The following is a 25,306-nucleotide window of genomic DNA, read 5'->3' as shown; positions in this document are numbered from 1 at the left end:
AACTGATACCCCATCCGAAGAGCGCAGCTCGAAGGGAGGGCTCCGAGAATCAGGACGTAAACGTAAAATACTGGAAAAGCCTTCAAGTTACTCCTCAAGGCGGTTTTTTGCCCTGCTGCGGTGTACTTTGTACTTGGTACCTAGTACCTTGTACCCATTCGTAAGTTCGAAATTTGAAGTACGAGGTACGAAGGAAGGGTTGCGGGTCAGCCACGGAAGTGGAATAATGAATGATGAACGCCGAATGATGAATAATGAAGTTTACATCCGGCATCGGTCATCGGTCATCCGACTTCCGACACCCGACACCCGACATCTCACACCAAATGCTTCTCCGAAAAGCTAAGCAAAGGAACCCTTAGATCGGATTCCATTTTTTGAACCAGGTCCTCTTCAAAAAGCCTGTCCAGGAAATTTGAACGCTCTTTTTCTACCATCACCACCAGATCATAGGGATGCACTTTGATGTGGTTGTGGAGCTCTTCATAAATGTTGGAGGCAAAAAACTGCTTGACGCGAACAGTGGGATAGGCGATTTTTTCCTGGAGCTCATCCCGATAATAATCAAAGAGATTTCCTTCTCCTTCTTCCTTGTGGTCTTTTACATGGACTACCGTGATGGCGGGTTCGTACCCCCTGAAAATGCCCAACAGGCTTTGAAGCGCCTGCACATTGGCTTTGTGGTAATCTAAGGTATAAAGGATTTCCTTGAAGTCCACATAAGCCGCACGCTTTGGAACGGCCATCACTGGTGATTTGGATTTCCTGATCAGTGTTTTGGTTGTGCTGCCCATGATAGTTTCTTTTAGAAGTCCCCCGCCTTTAGAGCCCACCACTACCAAGCCTGGTGCATAGAGGTCGATGACGCGCAGAAGTCCCTCCGAATTGGATTTGTGATCTTCCACCATGTAGTGGACTTTCATGGAAATGTTCTTCCCCCAAGAGTGGAACAGGCTTTTGAGCTTGGTGCTGGCTTTGTAAATGCTGGTATCGTCGGCCTTGGGCAAAATGTGAACCATAAACAGTTCCGCATCATGTGCCTCGGCCAAGCCTATTGCGAAAGGCAGGGCTCTTTCGGCATTTTCGGAAAAATCGGTAGCATAAAGGACAGACTTCATAAATAATGTGGTTCAAGTTTCTATAAAGATAATCAAATTAAGAAAGTGGAGAAACCCCTATGATTTCAAAAAAGACCATTAAAATGCAGTAGACGATAAAAAAAAAGATTTTTGCATCTAACTGTGAAAAAGTTTAAATTTTTTGAGTAAAAATGTAGCGGTGGGCACGATGATTGAAAGTATGCAGGTAGAATTTAAATGCCCCTTGGATATGAGAAATTTTAGCAAACATGAAGAACTGAAAGCCCGATTTTTAAATCAGATGGAAAGAACACGGGCAAAGGAGATTTCCAAAGGAATCAAAACCCAAATGATCAATTTTCCGCCAAAGGCCAAAAAGCTTTTGACTGAATATAAAAAATGGGTCTTCACACAAGATTCCAGTCAGGTAAGCGGAGAAGCTTTAAACTATTAAGTTGCCACCCTACATTTTTTTCGCCGGATTTATTTTTTGCATGTCTCCTTGATAGGAGATATGCCCGGAATTAAAGCAGCTCCTCCAGTTTGGCTTTTAGGCCTTCCTGATCGTCCATATACCTCTCCAGATCATAGAGTGATACCCTTCTGAACTGCACGGGGTGGCTTTCACTTTGAAGGGAAATATACCCTTCTGTTAGCGGTTGCCCTTCTTCAAACAATTCGGCATTATGATTTGCCACATTGCCCCCTCCGATTTGAGGCTTTGTATAACTCAATACTACCCTGTTTTCCAACCGGTGCTCAATGAGCGAATCCCCTAACACCAGAAATTCGGCTGTCACCCATTGGTCTCCATGATAGGTTTTTGAATGGGAATTGAGGCAGTGAGGGGTAAAAAGCTGCCCGTCCACTTCCACATGGGTGCCGGGAGTGCAGAGGTTGCTGGTGGGCCTTTCATTTTCACCATCACCTCCCAATAGCTGGCCTTCGATGGAAACCGGAAAGTCCTGGTTCAAACCCATACTTTCTGGAGATTGGCCGTGCAGCATTACACCGCTGTTTCGGTAGGCCCATTCTTGACCTCCTGGAGCTTGTTCATCTACAAACCTGTACTCCACTCTTAGAAGGTAAGCAGAAAATGGTTTGTCATAAAACAGGTGGCCAAACTGCCCATCAAAATTGTCATAGCCATCATAGGAAACGGTCAATAGGCCATCTTCTACCCGAAAAGTTTCCGCATGGTTTTCACTTACTTCATGACCGGTGATCTTCACCGTCCAGCCCTCCAGATCCTCTCCATTGAAAAGCTCCTGCCATCCGGATTCCACAATTGAACCATCTTGTGTTGGGTTGCAGCCCATGTAAAAGGTTGAGGTAAGGATTAAACTAAAGAAAATTTTACGGAATGAGGTAGTGAAAGACATGTAGGGAAACGCTTTATGATTTTCTAAAATTGAAAATTTAAATGTGAAGAAAAAAATTTTCGGTTAGTGCTCCATACTTTATCCGTATTTTTATAGGTAAAATAAAATTATTATAAAATTTTATCAATTTAAATTTGGTGAAATTCAATTGTCTTTGTAATTTTACTTGGATTGTAGAAATGATTTTTTCTAGCGAGTCGTGGCATTTTTCCAGAGTCCCGATAACCTCCCGACCCCCATTCGGGTCTCCGCCGACCCAAAGCGCAGTGGTATCCATATCACCATCATACCAGAATCATACTAGAACCGGACCCTGTCCATAAATCAAAAGATAGTGGGGCGGAGCAAGTGTAGGTTTTTTAGGGTAACGGGGTAAGTTTTATAGACCTCCGCTATAAATTTGAGGAGCGGTTTAGGGGAGTTGGGTTATGATTACTATTTTAGGAATTAAATCTTGATGCTATCAAAAATTCAACTGGGACATCCGATAGAAAATTAGGCACCATTGGAGGGGTATTCATACCCTCCCTTCTCACCATGATGGGGGTGATCATGTACCTGCGTTTGGGGTATATTGTGGGTAATGTAGGGTTGATTGGTACACTTACGATTATTTCTTTAGCTACTTTTATAATATTTCTAAGCTCTCTCTCCATAGCTACCATTGCAACCAATACACCGGTGAAGGGTGGGGGAGCCTACTTCCTTATCAGTCGCTCGCTGGGCATTGAAATAGGAGGGGCGGTAGGGATACCGCTCTATTTTGCACAGGCATTTTCAATTTCGTTTTATATATCGGGGTTTTCGGAAAGTATGATCTCCATATTTCCGGACTGGGATCCGCGATATATCGGAATGGTGACCATCTTTTTGTTGGGTTCACTGGCGCTGTTTTCTACCAATGCCACTATTAAAGCCCAATATTTCATATTAGCCATAATAGGGTTTTCCCTTTTGTCATTGTTTTTAGGAAGGCCAATGGAAGGTGTTGAGATAAAAATGTGGGAAACTCCAACGGGGTCTTCGGTGGGCTTTTGGCCTTTGTTTGCCTTGTTTTTCCCTGCCGTGACAGGGATCATCACAGGCGTTAATATGTCAGGGGACCTGAAAAACCCAGCCCGCTCCTTACCCAAGGGGACTTTTATGACGTTGGGGGTGAGTTATTTGATTTATATGGGCTTGCCGATCATTTTGGCCAGTAGAGCAGACACGTCCACCTTATTGCAGGACCCATTGGTGATGCAGCGGATTTCATGGTGGGGAGGTGCGATTATTTTGGGTTTATGGGGTGCTTCACTTTCCAGTGCCATGGGGGCGCTTCTGGGAGCACCGAGGGTTCTTCAGGCATTGGTGAATGACAGGATTTTTACCAAGCAGCTCAATATTCTCGGAAAGGGTGCGGGCTTGGAAAAGATTCCCAGGGCGGGTACCGTATTTACCATGGCCCTTACCATGCTGGCGGTTTATTTCCTTAATCTGGACATGATTGCGCCCATTTTGACCATGTTCTTCCTGACCACCTATGCGGTTTTAAACATCACGGCGGGGATTGAGAGATTTCTCAGGTCGCCATCATTTAGACCCAAGTTTAAAATCCACTGGTTTTTTTCTCTGCTTGGAGCGGTTGGCTGTATTGCCGCCATGTTTTTGATTAATCCCTTGGCGACCATTTCGGCCATGGTCGTGATATCTCTAATTTTCCTATGGCTAAAAAGAAGAAGGATGGAGGCCACCTGGGGAGATGTGACCCGGGGCATGTACCTGACCCTGATCCGCTATGCCATCATGAGGCTGAGCAAAGATGCCCACCCGAAAAGCTGGAGGCCAAATTTGCTGGTGCTCTCTGGTTCCCCAAACAAAAGGTGGAGGCTTATAGAATTTGCCAACGACCTTACACAGGCCAACGCCCTGTTTACCGTCAGCACTATCTTGCCTGAAAAAAGCGTGGGGCAGGATAAGGTGCTCAAATTCGAAAAGCAAATGAGTGATTACCTGCAGCGGAGGAATGTGCAGGCCTTGGTGCGGGTTATCAGGGCGGCAAACCCCTTTACGGGGGCAGCGCAATTGGTGGATGCCTATGGCTTGGGGCCTTTGGTGCCAAATACGATCCTGTTGGGGGACACCAAGGAGACCAAGCATCATACGCCATACGCCAAAATGATCGACCACTTTCACCAGTCCAAGAAAAATGTCCTCATTGTTCAGGATGATGACAACAGGGGGTTCCGCCACCATCGGGTAATTGATATCTGGTGGGGAGGACTGAAAAGAAACGGGAGTTTGATGATCATCCTGGCCTACCTGCTCAAAAACACGCCGAAATGGTACCGCGCCACTGTGAATATCAAAATGGTGGTCGCATCAGAAGAAGGGCGAGTGGATGCCCAGAAGAACCTCGACGAACTCTTTTCCCAGATGCGGACAGGTTTCCAGTACCAGATTTTGGTAGCCAAAATTGAGAGTTTTTGGGATATTCAGAAGAGGGAATCGGCCAACAGCGACCTGGTGATGATGGGGCTGGGTTTTTCCCGTGGGGGCAAAGGCTTCGAGGAGTACTACAGCAAGCTCAAAGAAAACACCGCCTCCCTGCCCACCAAGGTCTTCGTGCTGGCCGCACAGGATATTGCATTTGAGGAGGTGTTGAGATAATGGGGTTGGGTTAGGGGTTTAAAGAACTTTATTAAATATGAAATATCTAATTTTCATTTTGTTGGTGATTTCTTGCACGCAAAAGTCAAGTGAGACAAGTGATAATTATCTGGAAGGCATGAAGTTCCATCTGGATACTGTCATAATTGATCCTGGAGATGAGATTGTCTTTCTTAATCATAATCTAGCCACATCTAGCTTGAGCATGGATAAGAAGTACCTTTATAATTTCAATCCAAACGACCATACATTGGAAAAAATCAGCTTGGATGGTTATCAACTGGAAGAAAAAATCCCATTCGAAAGAGAGGGACCCAATGGTACAGGTAATTTTTTAGGTGGGTTCAGGATGTATGATTCAAATGAATTTGCACTTCAAGATTTAAATGGGATTGCTTTATTTGCTTTAGATGGTACAAGGACAAAGAAGGTGAACTACGAGGGTTTTTTTCTGGAAAGCAATCCACTAACTTCAGGTGGGCTGGCTTTTGTTTCTACCTATTTGGATAGAGAAGCCTCCCGCTTGTTTGCTCTGCTAGATCAAAGAATGGATGGAAAGTTTGCTTTGGGGGTATTTGACTTGGAGGATTATAGTTACAAAACACTCCCACTATCCAGTTTTGATGCTATTTACGATAATCAATTCACCTTACAATTTGGGTCTAGTTCTGTCATATTTGGCCCAAAAATGAGCATGGCAATGTCCGGCTCAAGGTTGATTTTTTCAAATCAGCTCTCGAGTGAACTTGCAATTTATGATACGCAAAGGGATACCACGTATTTGAAAGAATTTGATACTCAATTGACCAAGAATAAAAAAGTCAATTCTTATAAACAGGAATTTCAGTCAGAAGAGGCTTTGGAAGTAGAATATACCAGGTTTCACCAGGAGATTAACTACTTGCCACCATTTTGGGATGAAAAAAACAGCGTGTTTTACAGGTTTTCTTTCCAAGAATTGCCAAGCAAATCCACGAGTGATGAAGATATCCGTTCTGAGATTTACCTGTCAGTTCTGGATAAAAACTTTAACCTCATCGGCGAGGCCCTAGTGCCAGGTCTGGAAAAAAAGCCGGCCAAACCCTTCTCAAGCTTCTTCCCCAAGCACTTCGCCAAAGACGGCAAAATCTGGATCTACGAGAATATCAATGACGAGTTGGGTTTTGTGATTTTGAGAATGTCAGGTCACTGAAAGTTTGGATGTTATGAATACGGATCTTCAGTTGGGGTATAACAATAGAGGTTAAATCAGCCTCAATAATTTTTAATTTTATATTAATTTTGAAATTTTGTATCAATATGTCCACCCCCCCTTCCTTCTGATGAACAGGGCGCTTAGGGTGGGCTTTTTATTTTTTTATCTCTACAAAATGCCCAAGTCTTTTATAGACTTCAGAAATTCCTTACCAGAGCCTGATTTTAGAAATATTTCCCTTGCCCTGGCCTCCGTTCTGGTTTTAGCTGTTTCTTGATAAATAATTTCCCAGGGCCGGAATCCTTTGGTTGATTTTGTTTTGCCAGCATTGTGTTCCTTTAGCCTTTTGACAGGATCGGTGGAGAAGCCCACATAGATTCTCCCGTCTACTTTACTTTTTATGGCATAGACAAAAAACATAGGGTAATAGTTTTTTATGAAAAAATCAAAAAAAGCCACTTAATCTGAGTGGCTTAGTAGCCCCGACAGGAATCGAACCTGTATCTAAAGTTTAGGAAACTTCTATTCTATCCATTGAACTACGAGGCCATTATCTCAATATTTCCTACCGTATGTAGGAACCTGTATCTAAAGTTTAGGAAACTTCCCTGCCTGCCGGCAGGCAGGTATTCTATCCATTGAACTACGAGGCCATTTGGGAAGTAAGAGTTACGAAGTTAGAAGTACGAAGTGGATGTCAGGTTTTTTTAATCCGCGAAGGGGCCTCCGTGAAACTCCTTTTTACACTCTGCGTAACTCTATGTCCTTTTTCAAGCCGTGTCCAGTCTTCGGTCTTCTTTCTTCCTCACGCAATTTAAACCAATTTCCCGCACTTCCGCAAATATTGCGCGGCTAAGTTGTTCTTTTCAAGATAATTCAGCTATCTTTGCAGTCCAAAAAATAAGATGGACGGGATCCATCAATTAACTAAATATCAATAAAATATGGCAGTAAAAATCAGATTAGCGCGTAGAGGTAGAAAAAGAATGGCCATCTATGACGTAGTAGTAGCTGATGCAAGAGCTCCACGTGATGGACGCTTTATCGAAAAAATCGGGACTTATAATCCTAACACTGACCCTGCATCTATCAACATCAACAACGAGAGAGCGTTGAAGTGGTTGTTGAACGGTGCTCAGCCAACCGACACTGTGAAAGCTATGCTTTCTTACAGAGGCGTGATGCTGAAAAAACACCTTCAGATTGGTGTGCTTAAAGGCGCAATCCAGCAGGAAGATGCTGACAAGAAATATGAAGAGTGGTTGGCTTCTAAAGAAGACGCTATCACTGGCAAAGTGGACAAGCTAGCCAAAGCCAAGGAAGAGAAGCGTGCTGCTGCTCTTGCTGCTGAGACAGCTAAAAACGAAGCCCGTCTTGAAGCTATCAGAAAGAGAGAGGAAGATGCCAAAGCCGCTGCTGCAGCTGAGGAAGCTCCTGCTCAGGAAGAAGGTGGAGAAGCTGCTGATTCCAACGAAGAAGAAAACAACGCTTAAGAGTACCCCCTTCCATGAACAAAGACAATTGTTTCCAGATCGGCTACATTTCAAAAGTTCATGGGCTTCATGGTGAGGTGACCGTCAAATTGGACGTGGATGACCCTTCGCAATACGAAGACCTGGAACATGTGTTCCTGGAACAGAAAGGTCGCCTTATCCCATACTTTCTCGAACACTTTGTCTATCAGACCGGAGGAAAGGTCTTGGCAAAATTTGAGGAATATGATGACGTGAATGCCGCCGGAACATTGGTTGGCGCTGGGATTTTCCTGCCGCTCAACGTGCTTCCGGAACTGGAGGATGACCAGTATTATTACCATGAACTGATCGGGTTTACCGTGATCGACGAGAATCACGGGGAGCTCGGGGAAATTAAAGTTTTATATGACCTTCAGACCCAGGATTTGATCGGGCTCGACTATAAAGGCAAAGAAGTGCTGATTCCCATACAGGATGGCATCATTACCAAGGTCGACAAGGCAGAAAAGAAAGTTTACTGCCATTTGCCTGAAGGCTTACTTGACATTTATTTGGAGGATTGATCCATGCGCATTGATATCATTACGGTAGTGCCTGGACTGTTGGAGGGGCCTTTTTCCCATTCCATCCTGAAAAGGGCGGAGGACAAAGGGCTGGCCATGGTCAGGGTGCATAACTTAAGAGAGTATGCAGTCGGCAAGCATAAGCAAGTCGACGATTATGCTTTCGGTGGTGGTGCAGGGATGGTCATGATGGTGGAGCCCATCGCCAAGTGCATTGATGCACTCAAGGCTGAAAGGGAATACGATGAGGTAATCTATATGACGCCGGATGGTCAAACATTCGATCAGCATATGGCCAACTCACTTTCCTTAAAGGGAAACATCATCATTTTGTGCGGTCATTATAAAGGAGTGGACGAGCGGATAAGGCAGAAATACATTACTAAGGAAATTAGTATTGGGGATTTTGTCCTTTCAGGAGGAGAGCTCGCCGCAGCCGTAGTGGCTGATGCGGTGATCCGGCTGATTCCCGGTGTACTCAATGATGAAACCTCCGCACTGACAGATTCCTTTCAAGATGGCCTGTTGGCCCCGCCGGTGTATACCCGGCCGGCAGACTATGAAGGCATGAAAGTCCCAGACATTTTGCTGTCGGGACATAATGAAAAAATAGATGCCTGGAGGTTTGAAGAATCGGTTCGCCGTACCCAAGAACGGAGGCCAGACTTGCTCAAAGGCAAAGGGTTGGTCAGCGGCGATTAACGTAAATATTTGATAGATAATTTAATAGAACCAAAAATTGCATACATTTGCAATTCCAATTTGCGAAAGCATATAAATAAATAAAGATATGAGCGAACTACTTAAAGTTGTAGAAGAGGAATACAAAGATGTACGATCTAAGTTCCCTTCTTTTAAGGCAGGAGATACCATCAATGTACACGTAAGAATTACGGAAGGTAACAAAGAGCGTATCCAGCAGTTCCAAGGTACTGTGATCCAGAGAAAGAACCCTAACTCAAATGGGGAGACTTTCACTGTAAGAAAAATCTCTAACGGTATCGGCGTGGAGAGAATTTTCCCAATCTTGGGTCCAAGCATCGAAAAAATCGAATTGCTTAGAGAAGGTAAGGTAAGAAGAGCCAGATTGTTCTACTTGAGAGGACGTCATGGTAAAGCTGCCAAGATCAAAGAGAAAATGCGAGCGAGAAAATAATCGCTTTCCAAGCANTAGAGAAGGTAAGGTAAGAAGAGCCAGATTGTTCTACTTGAGAGGACGTCATGGTAAAGCTGCCAAGATCAAAGAGAAAATGCGAGCGAGAAAATAATCGCTTTCCAAGCATACAGAAAAGGGAACCAGAGATGGTTCCCTTTTTTTTTTTTGTGGGCTTCCGGAAATTGGGGCACAAAGCACACAATGGAAAAGAAGGGTGCAAAGGAGGATATTCGACATAAAAGTATACCGTGATTACGGTATTTTTTAATTTTTTTTGACTTTGATCAAAAAAAAATTTGGAAATATCGATTTTTATTATTTTAATTGGAGTATGCTTTCAATCGAGGCTGACTTTAGCTAAAGTGTATTTTACTTGAATTCAAGAAAATGTTATAAAAATTAATTATGAACAAGATAAAAATTAATTATATATTTCTATATATAACATTGTTTGGTATTACACTCTTTGGAAATAGTTCATGTGTTAATGAATTAGATCAGCTAAATGAAAGTAAGTTGCAATCGGAAGTTGATAACTACATTGAATGGTATAATAACAATTTACAGAATTTTGATTTAAACTATCCTTTTGACTTTAAGAATGAAAATCATAGATTGAATAAATCAATTAAGCTTACATATTTAAATAAGAGCATTAAATGGAATAAGTTTTACAAGAATAAATTAGGTAATAATTATAATGTAATAGAGTTTGATACGGATGAGGTAAATCTAGTATATCCATTTAGTATGAGTGAGGATTTTTCGGAGCAAGAATTATTAAGTAGATATACTCAAAGATTAATGCTCATGGAGAATGTCGAAACTGGTTCAATTAAAGGTTATATTTTAAGGTATAATGATCAAAATGAAACTCCAATTAATCCTAGTTCTATAAATTATCTTAATTTAGGGAGTGATTGGACTGGTGAAATTTCATTATACTTGATTGATGAAACTCATGTTGTAACATTTAGGGTTGTTTCAGGCATTATCTACGGAACAAAACAATATTTTGAATCGTCTGAGGTGGAGAAAGATGTTGTTAATTCTATTAACTCTAGCTTGACTTGCACAACGTTTTGGGAGCCAGGTCCTTGTGAGGCAATTGATGATGGAGGAGGGCCTGGTATCCAATGTTATGACACCTTTTCAACTTACTGTTATGATTTAAGTCCACCATTATTAGCTGGTTATCCCATGTGGAATGGTTCTGGTTATATTGATGGAGGGGGAGGCCAAGACCCAGGAAGTGGAGATGCGTATTTATGTGATTTAGATCCAACTTGCATTCCTCATCCAAATGTTAATGTAGGATATGGGGAGATTATTGAGCATCTGCCAGGTTATGCAGAAGATTTTATGGATTTTAATTTTGATCCCAATCCTGGAGTTAAGGATTTTCAAGCTCTTTCTTCCTCAGCTAGATTTAGACATATTGTTAGTCATATTAAAATAGCACGTGCTAATAATCATAGTTTAAATATTAAGAACATATTTTCAAATTGGCCATCAAATATTAACCATGGAGGACCTATAAAACAGGATGCAGCCAACTTACGTATTAATGGTGTTCCTTTTAGAGTTATTTATGATTATCCTGTTGATGATATTTGGACGAATATATCACCATATGCTAATTTGAGAGATAATGTTAGAGGAGATTGTTATTTTGAATATTTTAGATGGGGTTCAACCAGTTTAAGGTCTTTTTCATTCATCGTACCAAATGGACCTGCATGTACACATTACTTAAATGAGTTAATATGAGGAGTATAATTGCTGTATTAATTATTGGATTAAGTTTGTTTGGTTGTACAAATGAAGATAATGCGGCCGGGAATTCACTAATTCAAGATGGGGATGGTGATGGTTCTTTTAATATCAATAAAGTAACCCATGGAGATACACCAATCTGGTTAGTTGAAAAGGATTTGGATAAGTTAGAGAAGTATTATAGTTCAATCGAGACTCTTGATGATAATTCTTTAAAATTCAAAGGACACGAATTCTTAAATTTAGGCTTTATAAATCTTGAGAATAAATTTAACTTGCGATTGGAAAGGACAGAAGGTAAAAGTCAGTGGTTTATAGGTGATGGAATTCAAGTGTATAAAAAAGACGAGGATATATCTTCCTATTTAATTCTTAAGGTAGATCAATTTTTGGAGGAAAATAAAGTTTTGGGGAAGAGTATTAAATCAATACAAAACTTTAAACAGAGTTTTCCGGTTTCCTATAGTTTACGAAATCAAACTGACCCATACCTCATGAACTTTTCAGTTGAAGATCAGGACATAGTTTATGATTATGCTTATTTGCACTTGGAAAATCTTAACAAAAATATCCATTTTCGATGGATTGACGGGGAACTAATTCAGATTGTAATTGAATAAATAAAATCAGGCCTTCGGGCCTGATTTTATTTTTGGTTAGCTAAATTAATTTACTTTTACCTCTCTGTAACACTATTCCAAAAATTCTTCTAAATGCTTTTCCATAGAATATCTGTTCACGCCCCAAAATCCTTATCTTTGCCTTTTAAAATCTGGCGGTAGGCTATGCAAAACCGCTATGGCAATCATATAAGGAAACATTCTGATCCATGAATAGAGAAGTACGTGTACGTTTTGCCCCTTCCCCTACGGGCGGGCTCCATATTGGGGGTGTGAGAACGGCCCTTTACAACTACCTTTTTGCAAAGAAAAACAACGGCAAATTCCTCCTTAGAGTGGAGGATACCGATCAGACACGCTTTGTGCCTGGTGCCGAAGAATATATCAAAGATGCCTTGGACTGGCTTGGCATCACCCCAGATGAGAGTCCATGGGTAGGCGGGTCTGTTGGGCCTTACCGACAGTCTGAAAGAAAAGAAATGTACATGCAGTATGCCATGGACCTTGTAGAAAAAGGCCATGCCTATTATGCATTTGATACTTCTGAGGAACTTGACGCCATGCGCGAAAGGCTGACCGCTGCCAGAGTGGTTTCCCCTCAGTATAACTCCATCACCAGGACACAGATGAAAAACTCCCTCACCTTGCCGGAAGATGAGGTAAAGGAGCGCTTGGCTTCAGGGGAACCCTACGTTATTAGAATCAAAATCCCTCGCAAGGAGGAAGTAAGACTTAATGATATGATCCGTGGATGGGTAATGGTGCACTCCAGTACCTTGGACGACAAGGTTTTGATGAAATCTGATGGGATGCCTACGTATCACTTGGCTAATATCGTGGATGACCACCTTATGGGCATCACGCACGTGATCCGTGGTGAGGAGTGGTTGCCATCTGCGCCTTTGCACGTGTTGCTATACAGATACCTGGGATGGGAGGATACCATGCCTCAATTCGCCCATTTGCCTTTGCTGTTAAAGCCTGACGGAAACGGTAAGCTTTCCAAAAGGGATGCCGACAAGCACGGTTTCCCAATTTTCCCAATGGACTGGAAAGATCCGAAGACCGAGGAAGTGGCTGTCGGCTTCAAAGAACAGGGGTACTTGCCTGAAGCTATGATCAATTTCTTGGCTTTCTTGGGTTGGAACCCGGGTGACCACCGGGAGATGTTTACCAAGGAGGAGTTGGTGGAAGCCTTTACCGTGGAGAGAATCGGGAAGTCGGGGACCAAATTTGACATCAACAAGGCCAAATGGTACAACGAGCAGTACCTGAGGGCAAAGTCCGATAGCGAATTGGCTGCTTATCTTCAGGAAGACCTGAAAAATGAAGGCATCACGCTTTCTTCAGAAAAGGCCGAAAGAATCGCCGGATTGATGAAGGAAAGAGCTACCTTCCCTGCAGACCTTTGGAAAGAGGGCAAATTTATGCTCATCGCTCCGACTGAGTTTGATGAGAAGGTAGCGGAAAAACGCTGGAACAATGATGCGGTGAACGTGTTATCCACCTACAAAGGCAAAATCAATGCGCTTGATGGGGATCTCGATCCTGTGCAGGCAAAAAGCCTTCTGGAAGAATCGGCTGCAGAAAACGAACTTAAGCTTGGAAAAGTGATGCAGGCAGTAAGATTGGCCGTAACTGGAGTTGGGGCTGGGCCAGACCTGATGGAAGTTTTTGCAATCATTGGCAAGGAAGAGTTATCCAAAAGGATTGATTTTGCGTTAGATACTCTAAAGGTGAATGCTTAACCCAAATCCTAGCCATGGCCAAGAAGTCCAAAAAAGATGAAAACCCTAAAGTAAACCCAGATTTGGAGGGTTTCAAAATGAAGATCAATTCCTTTGGGGAAATATCCAGTTCTTTTTCCATTGACAAGATCAATGAGTTTCTCAATAAGAATGTTGATGACAAAAAGCTGAGAGACCGTGATGATCTGGAGGACGTCAAAAAGTCAAAAAAGAAAAAAGACCAAGAATAATTAACAGTGCAAAGGGCCATCTATTGATGGCCTTTTGCTTTTTTGGCCCCCCTTATTCATAATTATCCATTCACTAATTCATAAATTCCCTAACTTTGGTCCATGATCGGAAGAATTTTCTTATTGGCTATGCTGCTAATCGGGGCGGCAGTTGAAGCAGAAGCTCAGAGCAGTACCAGCATTGGGGTGCGATACGGCATTTCTTCATCCAATGTGAGTTACCGCTCCATCCCGGCCACCCCAAACCGCCGTACCGGTGATGTGAGGGGAAATACGTTTGGGATAGTTATTGAACAATTTTTTGCCAAAAATGCCGGTGCTCAAATTGAAGTGCAGTGGGTGACCCATGGGTATGCGGAAACCGACACCTTGGGAAATATAAACGAAAGCCAACTGGATTATCTGAAAATCCCCCTTTTATCCAACTTTTACTTTGGCAACAAAAACCGTTTTCATATCAAGTTGGGCCCCCATTTTGGAACCCTCCTTGGCTCCAGGGATATCAGTAGGACCCATGAGTTTAATGAGCTGGGCTTTGCCGCCATGCCGACATATGGACAGGAACAGGATGATCCAAAGCGTTTTATGTACGGGCTGACCGGAGGGGTGGGCATATCCCGCCTCTTGGGACGAAACACCATCCAGGCAGAGGTTAGGTTTGGTTATGAATTTGGTCGACCGGAGAGGTTTGAAAGGGTTTATGATATGAATTTCACAAACCTGGAGTTTACCCTGTCGTATTTGTTCGCGGTACTGAAGAAACCGTAGTTTTTTAATCACAGAGGCTCAGAGAGCTCGGAGTCTTTTTACCGCAAAGGGCACAAAGAAACGCGAAGTTATTTGTTAGTAAAAAGGGATAAGTGAAAAGTGGGAGTCTAATAAAGTTTCTCCGCGAAGAGGCCTCTGTGCAGCTCAGTGCCAGACCTCTGTGTCACTCTGTGACCCCATTCCTTCCGCTAAGGAGCTTCACTTCTTACTTTTCTTATACTGCCCGAAATAATAAGCCGGGAAAATAAGCGCTTTGAGCTTCCAGTCATTCTTTTCCCGTAGGGAGAGGGAACTGTCTGTGTGGACAGCCATATACATTTTGGAAGCCATCAAAGTGTGGCCTATGAGAAGGAGAAATAATAGGGCGTATAGGACAAGTTCAGTCATCTGGTAAATCTGGGGATCAGGGCCGGGACCGTGGCCTGGTATTCTTTATATTTTTCACCAAAAATGGCGATTAATTTCTTTTCTTCATAATATATGCCCACCGGTAAATACAGCATCAAGGCAACCAAGTGAACCAATGAGGCGAGGGTGGGGGTGAAAAGCAGGTAACCGACAAAAATAAAGGTAAGGCCCAAGTAAATGGGGTGCCTTAAATGTTTGTGGATTCCGACAACAACCAGTTCCTGCTTTTCCTCTAGGTCATCGTGTGGGACCAAGCCACTGAATTTCCAAAGGGAAAAGTTTTTGAAGGACTTGATCAGGATGATGGTCCCTATGCCGGCTCCCATAAGGCCCAGATATTGTGTGAAGTCAGTACCGGTAAAAAGACGTTCGGCTGGAATACTTGCCGCATACAGGAAAATCGCCAAAAACAGTAGCGATGACCACAGGGTATAAAAAAACCTGTACCATTTGTATGCTTTTCCCATGATGCGCTGAAATTTTCTTTTTAACTTCAAGCGAGCAAAGAATGTGTGCGTGAAATAGAAGACCGCCCAAAACAGCAGGAGAAAGAAGTATGGCATTTTTGCTTTTTTTTATTGAATCAAGTTACCATTTAAACCCATCAAATAACAATGAAAATTGGATTGATCCGGGAAAACAAAATCCCCATTGACAAACGAGTTGCTTTTTCACCCGACCAACTTACTACCATACACGAAGACTCTGACCGCTATTTTGACTTTGTGGTGGAGCCAAGCCCCCACCGTTGCTATGAGGATGAAGAATATGTGGACGAGGGGATTGAGGTGAGCGCAGATCTGGACGACTGCGATGTGCTGATGGGGATAAAAGAGGTACCCGTGGCCAATCTGCTTTCTGATAAGACTTATTTTTTCTTTTCCCACACCATCAAAAAACAACCCTCCAACAGGAAATTGCTGCAGGCGATCCTGGAGAAAAATATCACTATGATTGATTATGAGGTTCTAAAGGATGATAAAGGCAACCGTGTGGTTGCATTTGGCCGCTGGGCCGGAATCGTGGGGGCTTACAATGGCATTTGGACCTATGGGCAGAAAACCGGTAGGTTTTCACTCAAAAGGGCCCACGAATGCTTTGACCTCAAAGAGTTGAAAAAGGAGCTGCAGAAGGTAAAACTTCCAGCCGTCAAACTATTGGTTACCGGTACCGGTAAGGTCGCCAAAGGGGCTATTGAAGTTCTTGAGTGGCTAAAAATCAAAAAAGTAGAACCCGTTGCCTTCCTTGAGAAAGAATATGGGGAGGCGGTTTTTACCCAAGTGGGCTCGGCCGATTACAATAAAAGGAAGGACGATGGGATGTTTAACCGCGAGGAATTTCACAAGCAGCCTGAGCTTTATGAAAGCAATTTTCTGAGGTTTACCAAAGTGGTAGATATTTTCATGGCTGCAGCCTATTGGGACCACAAAGCCCCAAGGCTGTTTGAAAAAAAAGATACGGCGAGTCCCGATTTCAAGATCAAAGTTATCGCAGACATTACCTGTGACATCGACGGGTCGGTGCCCACTACCGTAAAGTCCAGCACCGTGGCTGATCCGGTATTTGATTTTGACCCACAGACGCAGGATACCTGTGAGGCCTTTTCAGGGGAAAACCATATATCGGTGATGGCCATTGACAACCTGCCCTGCGAACTGCCCAGGGATGCCTCGCATGATTTTGGAAACCAGCTGATGAAACATGTCATTCCTGAGCTCCTGCTGGAAAAATCAGAGATGCTGGACAGGGCTACTATTGCAAAGGGTGGTAAACTGACCACCAATTTCACCTACTTGGAGGACTACGTAAATCAACAGATATAAAATGAAAAACCTGGAGCGCTATCTAGAACAAACTATTTTGAAGCCAACCATGACCGACAAGGATCTGGATCAATTGGTGGCTGATGCAAAACAATATAATTTCAAGGGGATCTGCGTGCCACCTTTTTGGGTTAAAAAAGCCAAAAGAGACCTGGGTGATGCCGATGTCCAACTGGTAACGGTGGTGGGTTTTCCGCTAGGCTATAACATGACCGAAACGAAAGTTTTTGAAACCGAGCTGGCCATTCAAAATGGTGCCGATGAAATTGATGTGGTTTGGTCTACCACTTCCTTTAAGGCTGGGATGAATTGGCCCAAAATCGAATTGGCCAAGCTGGCCACCACCTGCCATGACCATGAGAAGATCCTGAAAGTGATCATCGAGACGGCCTACCTTTCAGAAGATGAAATCCGAACTGCCTGTGATATCTGCAGCCAGGCGGGAGTGGATTTTGTGAAGACTTCCACCGGTTTTGCGCCAAGCGGCGCACAGTTGGCGGATATCAAATTAATGCGTGAGATTTTGCCCAGCAACGTGGGAATCAAGGCAAGCGGAGGCATAAAAACGTATGAGCAGGCCGTGGAATTTATCCAAGCCGGTGCCGACCGCATAGGGACGAGCTCGGGAGTGGAGATTTTGAAAGGCAAAAAATGACTTAGAACCTGCTGTCGGACTTTGGTTGTCCGTCCACCGCTTTCAATCCGGATAGAGGTCCCCTCATCCGGATTTCTTTTTTTACCTCAGCTTTTGCTTCCAAAGGCTTCACGTTATCTTTTCTGTTGAAGTAAATCAGCAAGAATGGTATCACAAAAAAGGTAAGTAAAATATAGGCAAGGCTCAGGAATCTGTGTTTGGTGGATTGCTTGCCAAAATAAACTGCCAGCCTGATGGGAAGATTCCGCAAGGCAGGGAACGGCAAGAAAATCAGGGTGCCCACTAGATTGAACAAGATGTGGACAATGGCGATGCTAATGGCAGCTTCAGTTTTGTAGATGGCGGCCACCACAGCGGTGATGGTGGTACCCATGTTGGCCCCGATGATGAATGGGAAGACTTTTTCCAATGAGATTTTTCTGGTAGCCACTGCCGGTACCACCAGGGAGGTGGTTACTGTACTGGACTGTACCGCCGCTGTAAACAAGGTGCCATATACAAAAGTCCTTGCAGGAGCTCCAAACACGTGTTCATTGAGATTTTTGAATTTGGAAGAAAGAAAGGTTTTGAGAACCGTGTCCGAAAGGATTTTGATAGTCAGAAAGATCAGGATAATACCCATGATCAGCGTAATCAAGGGCTGTCCAATAAAATCGTATACCCAGATAGTGGCCGGGCGGGTGAAAAGCACGTTGTAGACATAATCCCCTTCAATGTTGGCAGAGGAGGCAAAGAAGGTTGAGGTCAGGAATATGGCCGACTTGCTCAATAGTCCAAAATAGAATTCCAGTGGAAAAAGGATGATGGCCGTGAAGATATTGAAAAAATCATGCAACAGTCCTGCGGCAAGGGCTTTTTTAAAGCCGCTTCTTTTCATGATAAAGGTAAAGGAAACCAGCGTACTGGTCAGGGTGGTGCCAATATTAGCCCCCATGATCAGGGGAACAGCCTGCTGCAGGCTGAGGTTGCCGCTGGCTACTACCGCCACCACCATGGCCGTCACCATGCTGCTTGACTGGAATAGGGCAGTCATTAGTAACCCGATAAACAGGCCTACGAATGGGTTGAAGGTAGCCGTGAAGATATCCCTAGCCACCTCATTGTTAAGCCTTGCGAGAGAAAAAGTGAGCAGGTCAATGGAGAACATGAAAAGCAACAAAGCCAATAATAGCTGTATAGCCATTATCAATTTGAAGGACTTTGTCTGTGCTTGCTGGATTTTGCTCATCAATGTTGCTTGGCGTCTGGATAGGGAATTTCTAGGTACAAAATAAAGGGAGAAAGTTTACTTTCTTAAGGTATTAATATGAAGCTTTTGTTAATATTAATTCTCCGGTTTGGGGGAAAATAATCGTGATATCAAAATGAAATTTCTCAAAGGTTAAAAAGATTTGAAAAATATTCCGTATTCCCTACCTTTGGAGCGGAAGTGCCGTGAATTGCATTTTAATAATATACCAAGGGGTTTACTTAACAATTCCTTAACATGTAAGCGGGTTAAAGTTCTTTAACTTTGCAAGCAGATTATCAAACGCCTATCAAACCATTATGGCAAAATTAAAAGATCAAAATATTAATCAGGACGCTTTATCCAAAGCCGCCTATTCACTTTTTGATTTCACCAAAAAAGAAAAATCCTTCCTTTTAGTAATTTGCATCTTAATCTCCATAGCAGGGATTTTAACTCCATACACGTATGCGGCCATGTGGTTTGGCTTCTTCTTGGCGGCCTATTCGGCCATCGCCAATGACAGTATCCAGACCATCGGTACCTTTATAGCTTCCAACCAGGAGCGAAAATGGTATTGGTTGTGGCTGTTTATGGGGTTGATTTTTGTGGGAACGGTCGGTTTTAGCTGGTATACGCTTAACGGTGACGTGAGCTACGAGCGATTACAGGTACCTGGGCTTGACAAAGCTCCGGAAAACTTCGTGTTTCTACAGCTTGCAGCCCCGATTGTACTTTTGGTGATGACCAGGCTCAGGATGCCGGTATCCACTACATTCCTGTTGCTAAACGTATTTACCTACAAAGCAGGAACAATTGCCGGGGTAGTTCAGAAAAGTTTTATTGGATACCTATTGGCCTTTGGTATAGCAATTATAGTATGGTATGTGCTGGAGAAGTTTGTCACCAACTATCTTAAAGGAAAGCCAAAACCGTATTGGTATGTTCTCCAGTGGTTTACTTCTGGGACACTTTGGGCAGTATGGATCATGCAGGATGCGGCCAATATTGCCGTGTTCCTTCCTAGGCAGCTCAACGTTTGGGAATTTATAGCCTATGCAGGTATCGTATTCTTTGGTCTGGGATTTTTGTTTTACCTCAAGGGCGACAGAATCCAAAAAATAGTCAACGAAAAGACCAAAGTTACCGATGTTCGGGCAGCCACCATCGTGGATTTTGTCTATGCTATCATCCTTTTCTACTTCAAAATGTACAGCAACATGCCAATGAGTACTACTTGGGTATTTATAGGCTTGCTAGGGGGTAGAGAACTTTCCATTGCCTTGGCCAAATCCAAGAAGCTGAAAAAGAGAAAGGCCAGATTGGTAAGAGCCTGGAGATTGGCTTCAAGGGATGTTTACAAAGCTTTTATCGGGCTTTTGGTGTCCCTGATACTTGCCCTGATTATCAATGAAGGGGTTAGAAAAGAAATCTTTGACCTGATATTGGGTAGATAAAAATATAAAGGCCGGGGTTTACCTCCGGCCTTTTTTTAGCACTGTGACAAAAGGTGGAGGGTCAATATCTCTTCTTTGTCCAGAGAGCGTTTCAGTTTTTTGTGTTTAGCCAATGCCTCATCGTATTCCTGCTCCAGATTTTTTTGGGTGGCACATTCCAATACTTTTGGATGGATATAATACTCACGGCAGATGCTGACCGTGTTACCCAACTTGTCTGCTACCATGTTGACCAAAGTGGTATCCAGTTTTTTCCGCGGGTTTTCCTCGATTTCTTTCTCGGCTTCGGGTTTGAGCTTTACGGTTAGCACCGATCCTGCCCAGGTCCTGAAGTTTTTGGCTGAAAAATCCTCTCCGGTTATTTCCCTCAAATACTCATTCACATTATCGCTCATCAGGTTGCAGTAGCATTTCTTTTCCTCATCAAAATACCTGAAGAGTTCATAGCCGGGCAGGTCATTACATTCCTTGATCAGGTTGACCAGGCTTTCGTCTTCCAGCAGCACTTTTCGGTATTTGCCGCTTTTGGCCTTAAACTCAAACGAAACCCGTCCTTCTTCAAAGTTGACATGCTTCCTGCGCAATGTGCTCAGGCCATACGTGCCGTTTTGTCTGGCATAGGAAAGGTTGCCGATTCGGATAAAGGCCTCATCCAAAATCATGACCATGATTGCCAGTACTTTTTCTTTTGGCCAGCCGGGGAGCTTGACGTCGCGGGCGATTTTCTTTCGGATGGAGGGCAAGGCCTCCCCAAAATGCCTCAACCGCTCATATTTTGAGTTTTGGCGGTGGATGACCCATTTGGGATGGTAGAGGTATTGTTTCCGGCCCTTTTGGTCATAGCCTACGGCTTGGATATGCCCTTTTGGGGAACGTGTGATCCACACATTTTCCCAAATGGGAGGGATGACCAAGCTTTCAATGCGCTTGAGGGTGCTTTTGGCCGTCACCTTTTTGCCTGAAGAAGTGAGGTAGGTAAATCCCTTGCCTGATTTCTTTCGCAAAATCCCGGCGGATTCTTGGTTGGTATAAATTAAGTTTTCTGGTAATGTCATGAGTGGTTAAGCTTGCCTGAAATAAACTACAAAAGCCTTTCAAAGTTTAAGCGGTTGATTTCTGTGCCAATTATTGCGGAAAAGGTATGAAAGGCTTAAATTCATGTTTTAAACCGTTTTTATGGAAATCTACTCGGACGAGTATTTTATGAATGAAGCCTTCAAGCAGGCCCAGTTGGCCTTTGAAGAAGGTGAAATTCCAGTAGGTGCCGTGGTGGTCTGTAACAACAGGATCATCGCCAGAGCTTATAACCAGACAGAAAAACTTACCGACGTTACCGCCCATGCGGAGGTTTTGGCCATCACGGCTGCTTCCAATTATCTTGGGGCCAAATACCTCAAAGAGTGCAAGCTGTATGTAACTTTGGAGCCCTGTGTGATGTGTGCAGGCGCCATGTATTGGGCACAGCTGGGTGAAATATTTTTCGGTGCAGAGGATCCTGTCAGGGGATTTTCCAGATTGGAGACAAATTTATTGCATCCCAAAACCAAGATACACAGGGGATTGATGGCCGATCAGAGCAACCGGCTGATTTTGGATTTCTTTAAGGAATTAAGAAAATAAAGATTGACAATTGTTAGCAGAACCATTTATTCTTTAAGGTGGTTTAACAACTATAGCTTTTATAAAGAAGAAAATTTTAATGTTTAACCCTAAATTTTAACAAATATGGCTTTTGAACTTCCCAACCTTCCGTACGATTTTAATGCTTTGGAGCCGCACATCGATGCCAAAACCATGGAAATCCACCACGGAAAACACCACAATGCTTATGTTACCAAATTGAACGAGGCCGTACAAGGTTCGGATCTTGAAGGTAAGAGCTTGGAAGAATTGATGAAAAATATATCTTCTGCCCCTACGGCAGTAAGAAACAACGGCGGTGGCCACTATAACCACAGCCTTTTCTGGAAAGTGATGTCTCCAAATGGTGGAGGCGAGCCTTCAGGCGAGCTTGCAGAAGCAATCAACAAAAGCTTCGGCTCATTCAACGAGTTTAAGGAAGAGTTTGAAAAAGCAGCAGCCACCAGATTCGGTTCAGGATGGGCTTGGCTGATTGTAGACGGCTCTGGCAACTTGAAAGTGACTTCTACGCCAAACCAGGACAACCCGGTAATGGACATTGCCGATGACAAAGGTACCCCAATCTTCGGTATTGACGTGTGGGAGCACGCCTACTACTTAAAATATCAGAACAAGCGTCCTGATTATATCAGCGCTTTCTGGAATGTGGTAAACTGGGAAGAAGTAAACAATAGATTTCAAGAGGCAAAATAAGCCAAACCTTAGATTGAAAATAGATCCCCTGATGCGCAAGTGTCAGGGGATTTTTTTTGACTACCTTTGCGCTTCGTTTTCAAAAGTTGTACGTCCAGCGAACAATAAAAGTGTTCGGAATTGATACAGCGGATTTTCTCCCCAGTCCGAAAAAATGCCCTGTAAGGCCTTTATGCGGTGTTTTAAAGTCTTGGCATTTCTTTTTCCTTTGGAGTGGTACGAGCATTTGAAATAATATACATACACATGAAACTTTCTTACCAGATTTTTGCCTTTGTTTTCTTATTCCTTTTGGGCTCAAGCCACGTGGTGGCCAAAGAAAACAGCCAGCTAACCGGCCAGGTTAAAGACTCCCAAGGTGAAGTGCTGCCATTTGCCAATGTTGCACTTTTAGAAGCCTCCTCAGTAAAGCTAGTCACCGGAGCAGTTTCCGACGAGGATGGCCGATTTTCGATTTCAACTTCCCAGTCCGGGAAATTTATATTGAAAGTTTCCTCTATAGGTTTCGAGACATTTTTTACTGAGCCTTTCGAAATCAATGGCGGTGATAAAATTGAGTTTGGCACCATCCAGGTTGAGGAGGAAATGTCTTCTCTTGGCGAGGTGGAAGTGCGGGCCGCGCGTCCGGAAGTCACTATTGAGGCGGACAAGACCACCATCAATATCGAAGGTACCGTAATGGCAGAGGGAAACACCGCCCTTGACGTGGTGGGCCGCTCCCCAGGGGTATTTGTGGACCAAGAAGGTAACATCAACCTAAACGGCCGTCCGGGCGTCACCGTGATGATCAATGACCGCCAAACTTATATGTCCGCTCAGGACTTGGCCAACTTCCTTAGGGCCATGCCTGCCGAAAACATCAAAAGCATAGAAGTCATCAACAACCCATCTTCCCGATTTGATGCCGAGGGAGCCGCTGGCGTGATCAATATCAAGCTGAAGAAGAACAACCTTGATGGCGTGTTTGGCAATGTACAGGCTGGAAATCAATATAACGGTATGTATGCCCCGTTTGGCGGAGCTACTATCAATGTTAAAAAAGGAAAGTGGACCACCAACACCAGTTTTAACTATAGCGAATACAATATACTTAATGAGCTTGAAATAAACCGAAACTTCCCACTGGAAGATGGGGTGTCCAACTTTTTTCAGGATACCGATATGACCATGAAGCGGCAGAATTATTTCTTCAACGGTGGAGCCGATTACGAAATCAGCAAAAACCACAGTGTGGGGGTCAACATTCAAGCTTCCGAAAACCGAGGTGGTGAAACCAGTGAGTCCTTGACCGAAATCACCAACCCAGGGGCACCGATGAGCTTCATCGGATCCCAAAACGACAACCGTTCCGATAACCAGCGCCTTTTTGCAAACCTGCATTATGTAGGCCAATTGGATTCGGTAGGCACCAAACTGACCTCGGATATCGACTATACTAAAATGAATGCTTCCAGCGAGGGGATCTTGTCCAACCGATACTGGACAGGTGAAGATGAAAGTCTTTTCAACAGGGACCGTATTCAGACCTTAAATGACATGGAATACCATATCCTGACGGCCAAGGTGGATTTTATCAAGCCGATTGGTGAAAAGGGTAACATGTTTGAAACTGGGCTGAAGGGTAGCTGGGTGAGATCCGACAACGATTTGAGACTGAGCAGAAGTGTGGAAGAGGAACCTTTCATGCCGGATCCCAATAGCAACCAATTTCTTTATAAAGAGCAGGTTCTGGCAGGTTATGCTTCCTATAAAGGCGGAATTTCCCCTAAGATCAACTACCAGGCAGGCTTAAGGGGTGAATATTCCGACATTGAGGGTAATTCCCTTACCATGGGGCAAATCAATACCCAGAGGTATTTCAGCCTTTTCCCAAGCCTTTTTGTGCAACACAAGGTTAGTGACGATTATCAGATCAATTATAACGTAAACAGAAGGATAACCAGGCCCAATTACCGCTTGCTGAATCCGTTTGTGTTCTACATCGATCCCTTAACCACCGAGCAGGGTAACCCGCACTTGAGACCGCAGTTTTCAAACAATTTTGAAATGAACCATGTCATCAAGCGTGCCTACCAAGTGTCTCTTTCTTATTCGGAAACCCATGATGTGTTCCAGCAGATTTTCATGCAGGATGAGGCCACTAGGACCACGACTACATATACGGCAAACTTTGACAAGTCGAGAAACTTCAACTTCAGGGGAATCATCCCGGTGGACATCACGCCTTGGTGGAACACCAGCAACATGGTGCAGGTGAGCCACAATGCCTGGACTTCCATGATCGGGGATGCCATGCTGGATGTATCGCAGTTCTCCTACATGGGCCGCACCCAGCACAATATAATGCTGCCAAAAGGGTTCAAACTTGAATTGGTGGGGATGTACCTAGGGCCACAGCTGTACGGGCAGGCCAGAATAGATGGTTTTGGCTGGGTGGATGCCGGGATTTCCAAGTCGGTAATGAAGGATAAAATGAGCATTACCTTAAACGGATCGGATATCTTCCGTACACAAATAATCCGTGCTGATGTGCAGTTTGACCAAATGGATACCCAGTTCCAACAGTACCGCAGCAACCAGAGCGTGAGGCTCACACTGAGATATAAATTTGCCCAAGGTGAAAGCTTCCGGGTATCCAACCGCAGCGGAAGCAAGGAGGAAAGGGATAGACTTGGAGAGTAGAAAACCTAATGAGAACAGTCCTTTGGACTGTTCTTTTTTTATTGATATTGAGTCGTTTCTGTCTTGAATTATGGTAAA

The 25,306-nt window shown here is 43.7% G+C and carries 26 protein-coding genes and 1 tRNA gene; 19 read left to right on the top strand and 8 right to left on the bottom strand.

Annotated elements, in window-relative coordinates; genetic code table 11:
- Window positions 1–317: 317 nt before the first annotated feature.
- Window positions 318–1,118 carry a universal stress protein gene (locus KI659_RS10380; protein ID WP_213945276.1) on the bottom strand — a complete coding sequence of 267 codons (801 nt, stop codon included), beginning with the start codon at window positions 1,116–1,118 and terminating at the stop codon, window positions 318–320.
- Window positions 1,119–1,260: 142 nt separating this feature from the next.
- Between KI659_RS10380 and KI659_RS10375 the strand changes: the two genes are divergently transcribed.
- On the top strand, window positions 1,261–1,533 hold the full coding sequence (locus tag KI659_RS10375; RefSeq protein WP_213945275.1) for a hypothetical protein: 273 nt from the start codon (window positions 1,261–1,263) through the stop codon (window positions 1,531–1,533).
- Window positions 1,534–1,603: 70 nt separating this feature from the next.
- On the opposite strand, the gene KI659_RS10370 is transcribed toward KI659_RS10375, so the two are convergent.
- Window positions 1,604–2,398 carry a 3-keto-disaccharide hydrolase gene (locus tag KI659_RS10370; RefSeq protein WP_213945287.1) on the bottom strand — a complete coding sequence of 265 codons (795 nt, stop codon included), beginning with the start codon at window positions 2,396–2,398 and terminating at the stop codon, window positions 1,604–1,606.
- A gap of 525 nt (window positions 2,399–2,923) precedes the next feature.
- Here KI659_RS10370 and KI659_RS18720 point away from each other — a divergent pair.
- Together KI659_RS18720 and KI659_RS10360 are read left to right on the top strand one after the other, a co-directional pair.
- Window positions 2,924–5,110, top strand: a complete 2,187-nt coding sequence (locus tag KI659_RS18720; protein WP_317195954.1) for an APC family permease — start codon at window positions 2,924–2,926, stop codon at window positions 5,108–5,110.
- A gap of 37 nt (window positions 5,111–5,147) precedes the next feature.
- Window positions 5,148–6,302 (top strand): DUF4221 family protein, encoded by a 1,155-nt coding sequence (locus tag KI659_RS10360; RefSeq protein WP_213945273.1) that lies wholly within the window; start codon window positions 5,148–5,150, stop codon window positions 6,300–6,302.
- Between the two features lie 171 nt (window positions 6,303–6,473).
- Here KI659_RS10360 and KI659_RS10355 read toward each other — a convergent pair whose 3' ends face one another.
- Both KI659_RS10355 and KI659_RS10350 read right to left on the bottom strand, forming a co-directional pair.
- Window positions 6,474–6,725, bottom strand: a complete 252-nt coding sequence (locus KI659_RS10355) for a GIY-YIG nuclease family protein (RefSeq protein ID WP_213945272.1) — start codon at window positions 6,723–6,725, stop codon at window positions 6,474–6,476.
- Between the two features lie 57 nt (window positions 6,726–6,782).
- A tRNA-Arg gene (locus KI659_RS10350) sits at window positions 6,783–6,854 on the bottom strand.
- A 395-nt stretch (window positions 6,855–7,249) separates the two neighbouring features.
- Here KI659_RS10350 and KI659_RS10345 point away from each other — a divergent pair.
- The 10 genes from KI659_RS10345 (at window position 7,250) to KI659_RS10300 (ending at window position 14,641) form a co-directional block, all read left to right on the top strand.
- Window positions 7,250–7,798, top strand: a complete 549-nt coding sequence (locus tag KI659_RS10345) for a 30S ribosomal protein S16 (protein WP_213945271.1) — start codon at window positions 7,250–7,252, stop codon at window positions 7,796–7,798.
- Window positions 7,799–7,812: 14 nt separating this feature from the next.
- Window positions 7,813–8,343, top strand: coding sequence for a ribosome maturation factor RimM (gene rimM / locus KI659_RS10340; RefSeq protein ID WP_213945270.1), 531 nt, complete (start codon window positions 7,813–7,815; stop codon window positions 8,341–8,343).
- 3 nt (window positions 8,344–8,346) lie between these two features.
- On the top strand, window positions 8,347–9,045 hold the full coding sequence (trmD, locus tag KI659_RS10335; RefSeq protein WP_213945269.1) for a tRNA (guanosine(37)-N1)-methyltransferase TrmD: 699 nt from the start codon (window positions 8,347–8,349) through the stop codon (window positions 9,043–9,045).
- Between the two features lie 88 nt (window positions 9,046–9,133).
- Window positions 9,134–9,499 (top strand): 50S ribosomal protein L19, encoded by a 366-nt coding sequence (rplS, locus tag KI659_RS10330; protein ID WP_213945268.1) that lies wholly within the window; start codon window positions 9,134–9,136, stop codon window positions 9,497–9,499.
- Complete coding sequence (locus tag KI659_RS18770) at window positions 9,453–9,611, top strand: 50S ribosomal protein L19 (RefSeq protein WP_394370086.1); 159 nt, start codon at window positions 9,453–9,455, stop codon at window positions 9,609–9,611. Before rplS ends, KI659_RS18770 begins: the two co-directional genes overlap by 47 nt.
- A 293-nt stretch (window positions 9,612–9,904) precedes the next feature.
- Window positions 9,905–11,269 carry a hypothetical protein gene (locus KI659_RS10320; protein WP_213945267.1) on the top strand — a complete coding sequence of 455 codons (1,365 nt, stop codon included), beginning with the start codon at window positions 9,905–9,907 and terminating at the stop codon, window positions 11,267–11,269.
- Complete coding sequence (locus tag KI659_RS10315) at window positions 11,266–11,895, top strand: hypothetical protein (RefSeq protein WP_213945266.1); 630 nt, start codon at window positions 11,266–11,268, stop codon at window positions 11,893–11,895. Before KI659_RS10320 ends, KI659_RS10315 begins: the two co-directional genes overlap by 4 nt.
- Window positions 11,896–12,104: 209 nt before the next feature.
- The gene (gene gltX / locus KI659_RS10310) at window positions 12,105–13,643 is read left to right on the top strand and encodes a glutamate--tRNA ligase (RefSeq protein ID WP_213945265.1); all 1,539 of its coding nucleotides are present in this window, start codon (window positions 12,105–12,107) and stop codon (window positions 13,641–13,643) included.
- Window positions 13,644–13,657: 14 nt separating this feature from the next.
- Window positions 13,658–13,873, top strand: coding sequence for a hypothetical protein (locus KI659_RS10305; protein WP_213945264.1), 216 nt, complete (start codon window positions 13,658–13,660; stop codon window positions 13,871–13,873).
- A gap of 102 nt (window positions 13,874–13,975) precedes the next feature.
- Window positions 13,976–14,641 (top strand): porin family protein, encoded by a 666-nt coding sequence (locus tag KI659_RS10300; protein ID WP_213945263.1) that lies wholly within the window; start codon window positions 13,976–13,978, stop codon window positions 14,639–14,641.
- A 198-nt stretch (window positions 14,642–14,839) separates the two neighbouring features.
- Here the strand turns inward: KI659_RS10300 and KI659_RS10295 are convergent, their stop codons facing one another.
- Together KI659_RS10295 and KI659_RS10290 are read right to left on the bottom strand one after the other, a co-directional pair.
- Window positions 14,840–15,028: a hypothetical protein gene (locus tag KI659_RS10295; protein ID WP_213945262.1), complete on the bottom strand. Its 189-nt coding sequence runs from the start codon at window positions 15,026–15,028 to the stop codon at window positions 14,840–14,842.
- A complete protein-coding gene (locus KI659_RS10290) occupies window positions 15,025–15,612 on the bottom strand; it encodes a methyltransferase family protein (protein ID WP_213945261.1) in 588 nt (195 codons plus the stop codon). Before KI659_RS10290 ends, KI659_RS10295 begins: the two co-directional genes overlap by 4 nt.
- A gap of 51 nt (window positions 15,613–15,663) precedes the next feature.
- Here KI659_RS10290 and KI659_RS10285 point away from each other — a divergent pair, with 51 nt between their 5' ends.
- The gene (locus KI659_RS10285) at window positions 15,664–16,872 is read left to right on the top strand and encodes an NAD(P)-dependent oxidoreductase (protein WP_213945260.1); all 1,209 of its coding nucleotides are present in this window, start codon (window positions 15,664–15,666) and stop codon (window positions 16,870–16,872) included.
- A gap of 1 nt (window position 16,873) precedes the next feature.
- Window positions 16,874–17,527 carry a deoxyribose-phosphate aldolase gene (gene deoC, locus KI659_RS10280; protein WP_213945259.1) on the top strand — a complete coding sequence of 218 codons (654 nt, stop codon included), beginning with the start codon at window positions 16,874–16,876 and terminating at the stop codon, window positions 17,525–17,527.
- A gap of 1 nt (window position 17,528) precedes the next feature.
- On the opposite strand, the gene KI659_RS10275 is transcribed toward deoC, so the two are convergent.
- Window positions 17,529–18,755 carry a Na/Pi symporter gene (locus KI659_RS10275; RefSeq protein ID WP_213945258.1) on the bottom strand — a complete coding sequence of 409 codons (1,227 nt, stop codon included), beginning with the start codon at window positions 18,753–18,755 and terminating at the stop codon, window positions 17,529–17,531.
- Window positions 18,756–19,075: 320 nt separating this feature from the next.
- Here KI659_RS10275 and KI659_RS10270 point away from each other — a divergent pair, with 320 nt between their 5' ends.
- Window positions 19,076–20,212, top strand: coding sequence for a hypothetical protein (locus tag KI659_RS10270; RefSeq protein WP_213945257.1), 1,137 nt, complete (start codon window positions 19,076–19,078; stop codon window positions 20,210–20,212).
- 35 nt (window positions 20,213–20,247) lie between these two features.
- Here the strand turns inward: KI659_RS10270 and KI659_RS10265 are convergent, their stop codons facing one another.
- Window positions 20,248–21,267 carry a DNA topoisomerase IB gene (locus KI659_RS10265; protein ID WP_213945256.1) on the bottom strand — a complete coding sequence of 340 codons (1,020 nt, stop codon included), beginning with the start codon at window positions 21,265–21,267 and terminating at the stop codon, window positions 20,248–20,250.
- A gap of 121 nt (window positions 21,268–21,388) precedes the next feature.
- Between KI659_RS10265 and KI659_RS10260 the strand changes: the two genes are divergently transcribed.
- From KI659_RS10260 to KI659_RS10250, 3 genes are all read left to right on the top strand, one after another.
- On the top strand, window positions 21,389–21,832 hold the full coding sequence (locus tag KI659_RS10260; RefSeq protein WP_213945255.1) for a nucleoside deaminase: 444 nt from the start codon (window positions 21,389–21,391) through the stop codon (window positions 21,830–21,832).
- A 105-nt stretch (window positions 21,833–21,937) separates the two neighbouring features.
- Entirely contained in the window at window positions 21,938–22,546 is a 609-nt protein-coding gene (locus KI659_RS10255) for a superoxide dismutase (RefSeq protein ID WP_213945254.1), read from the top strand.
- Between the two features lie 246 nt (window positions 22,547–22,792).
- A complete protein-coding gene (locus KI659_RS10250; RefSeq protein WP_213945253.1) occupies window positions 22,793–25,228 on the top strand; it encodes an outer membrane beta-barrel protein in 2,436 nt (811 codons plus the stop codon).
- The last annotated feature ends 78 nt before the right edge of the window (window positions 25,229–25,306 follow it).

The organism is Litoribacter ruber (genome assembly GCF_018449405.1).
In the GTDB taxonomy this organism is placed as follows: Bacteria; Bacteroidota; Bacteroidia; order Cytophagales; family Cyclobacteriaceae; genus Litoribacter; species Litoribacter ruber.
Note: the sequence above shows the minus strand (reverse complement) of the source record. Positions and strands in the feature narration are given on the sequence as shown.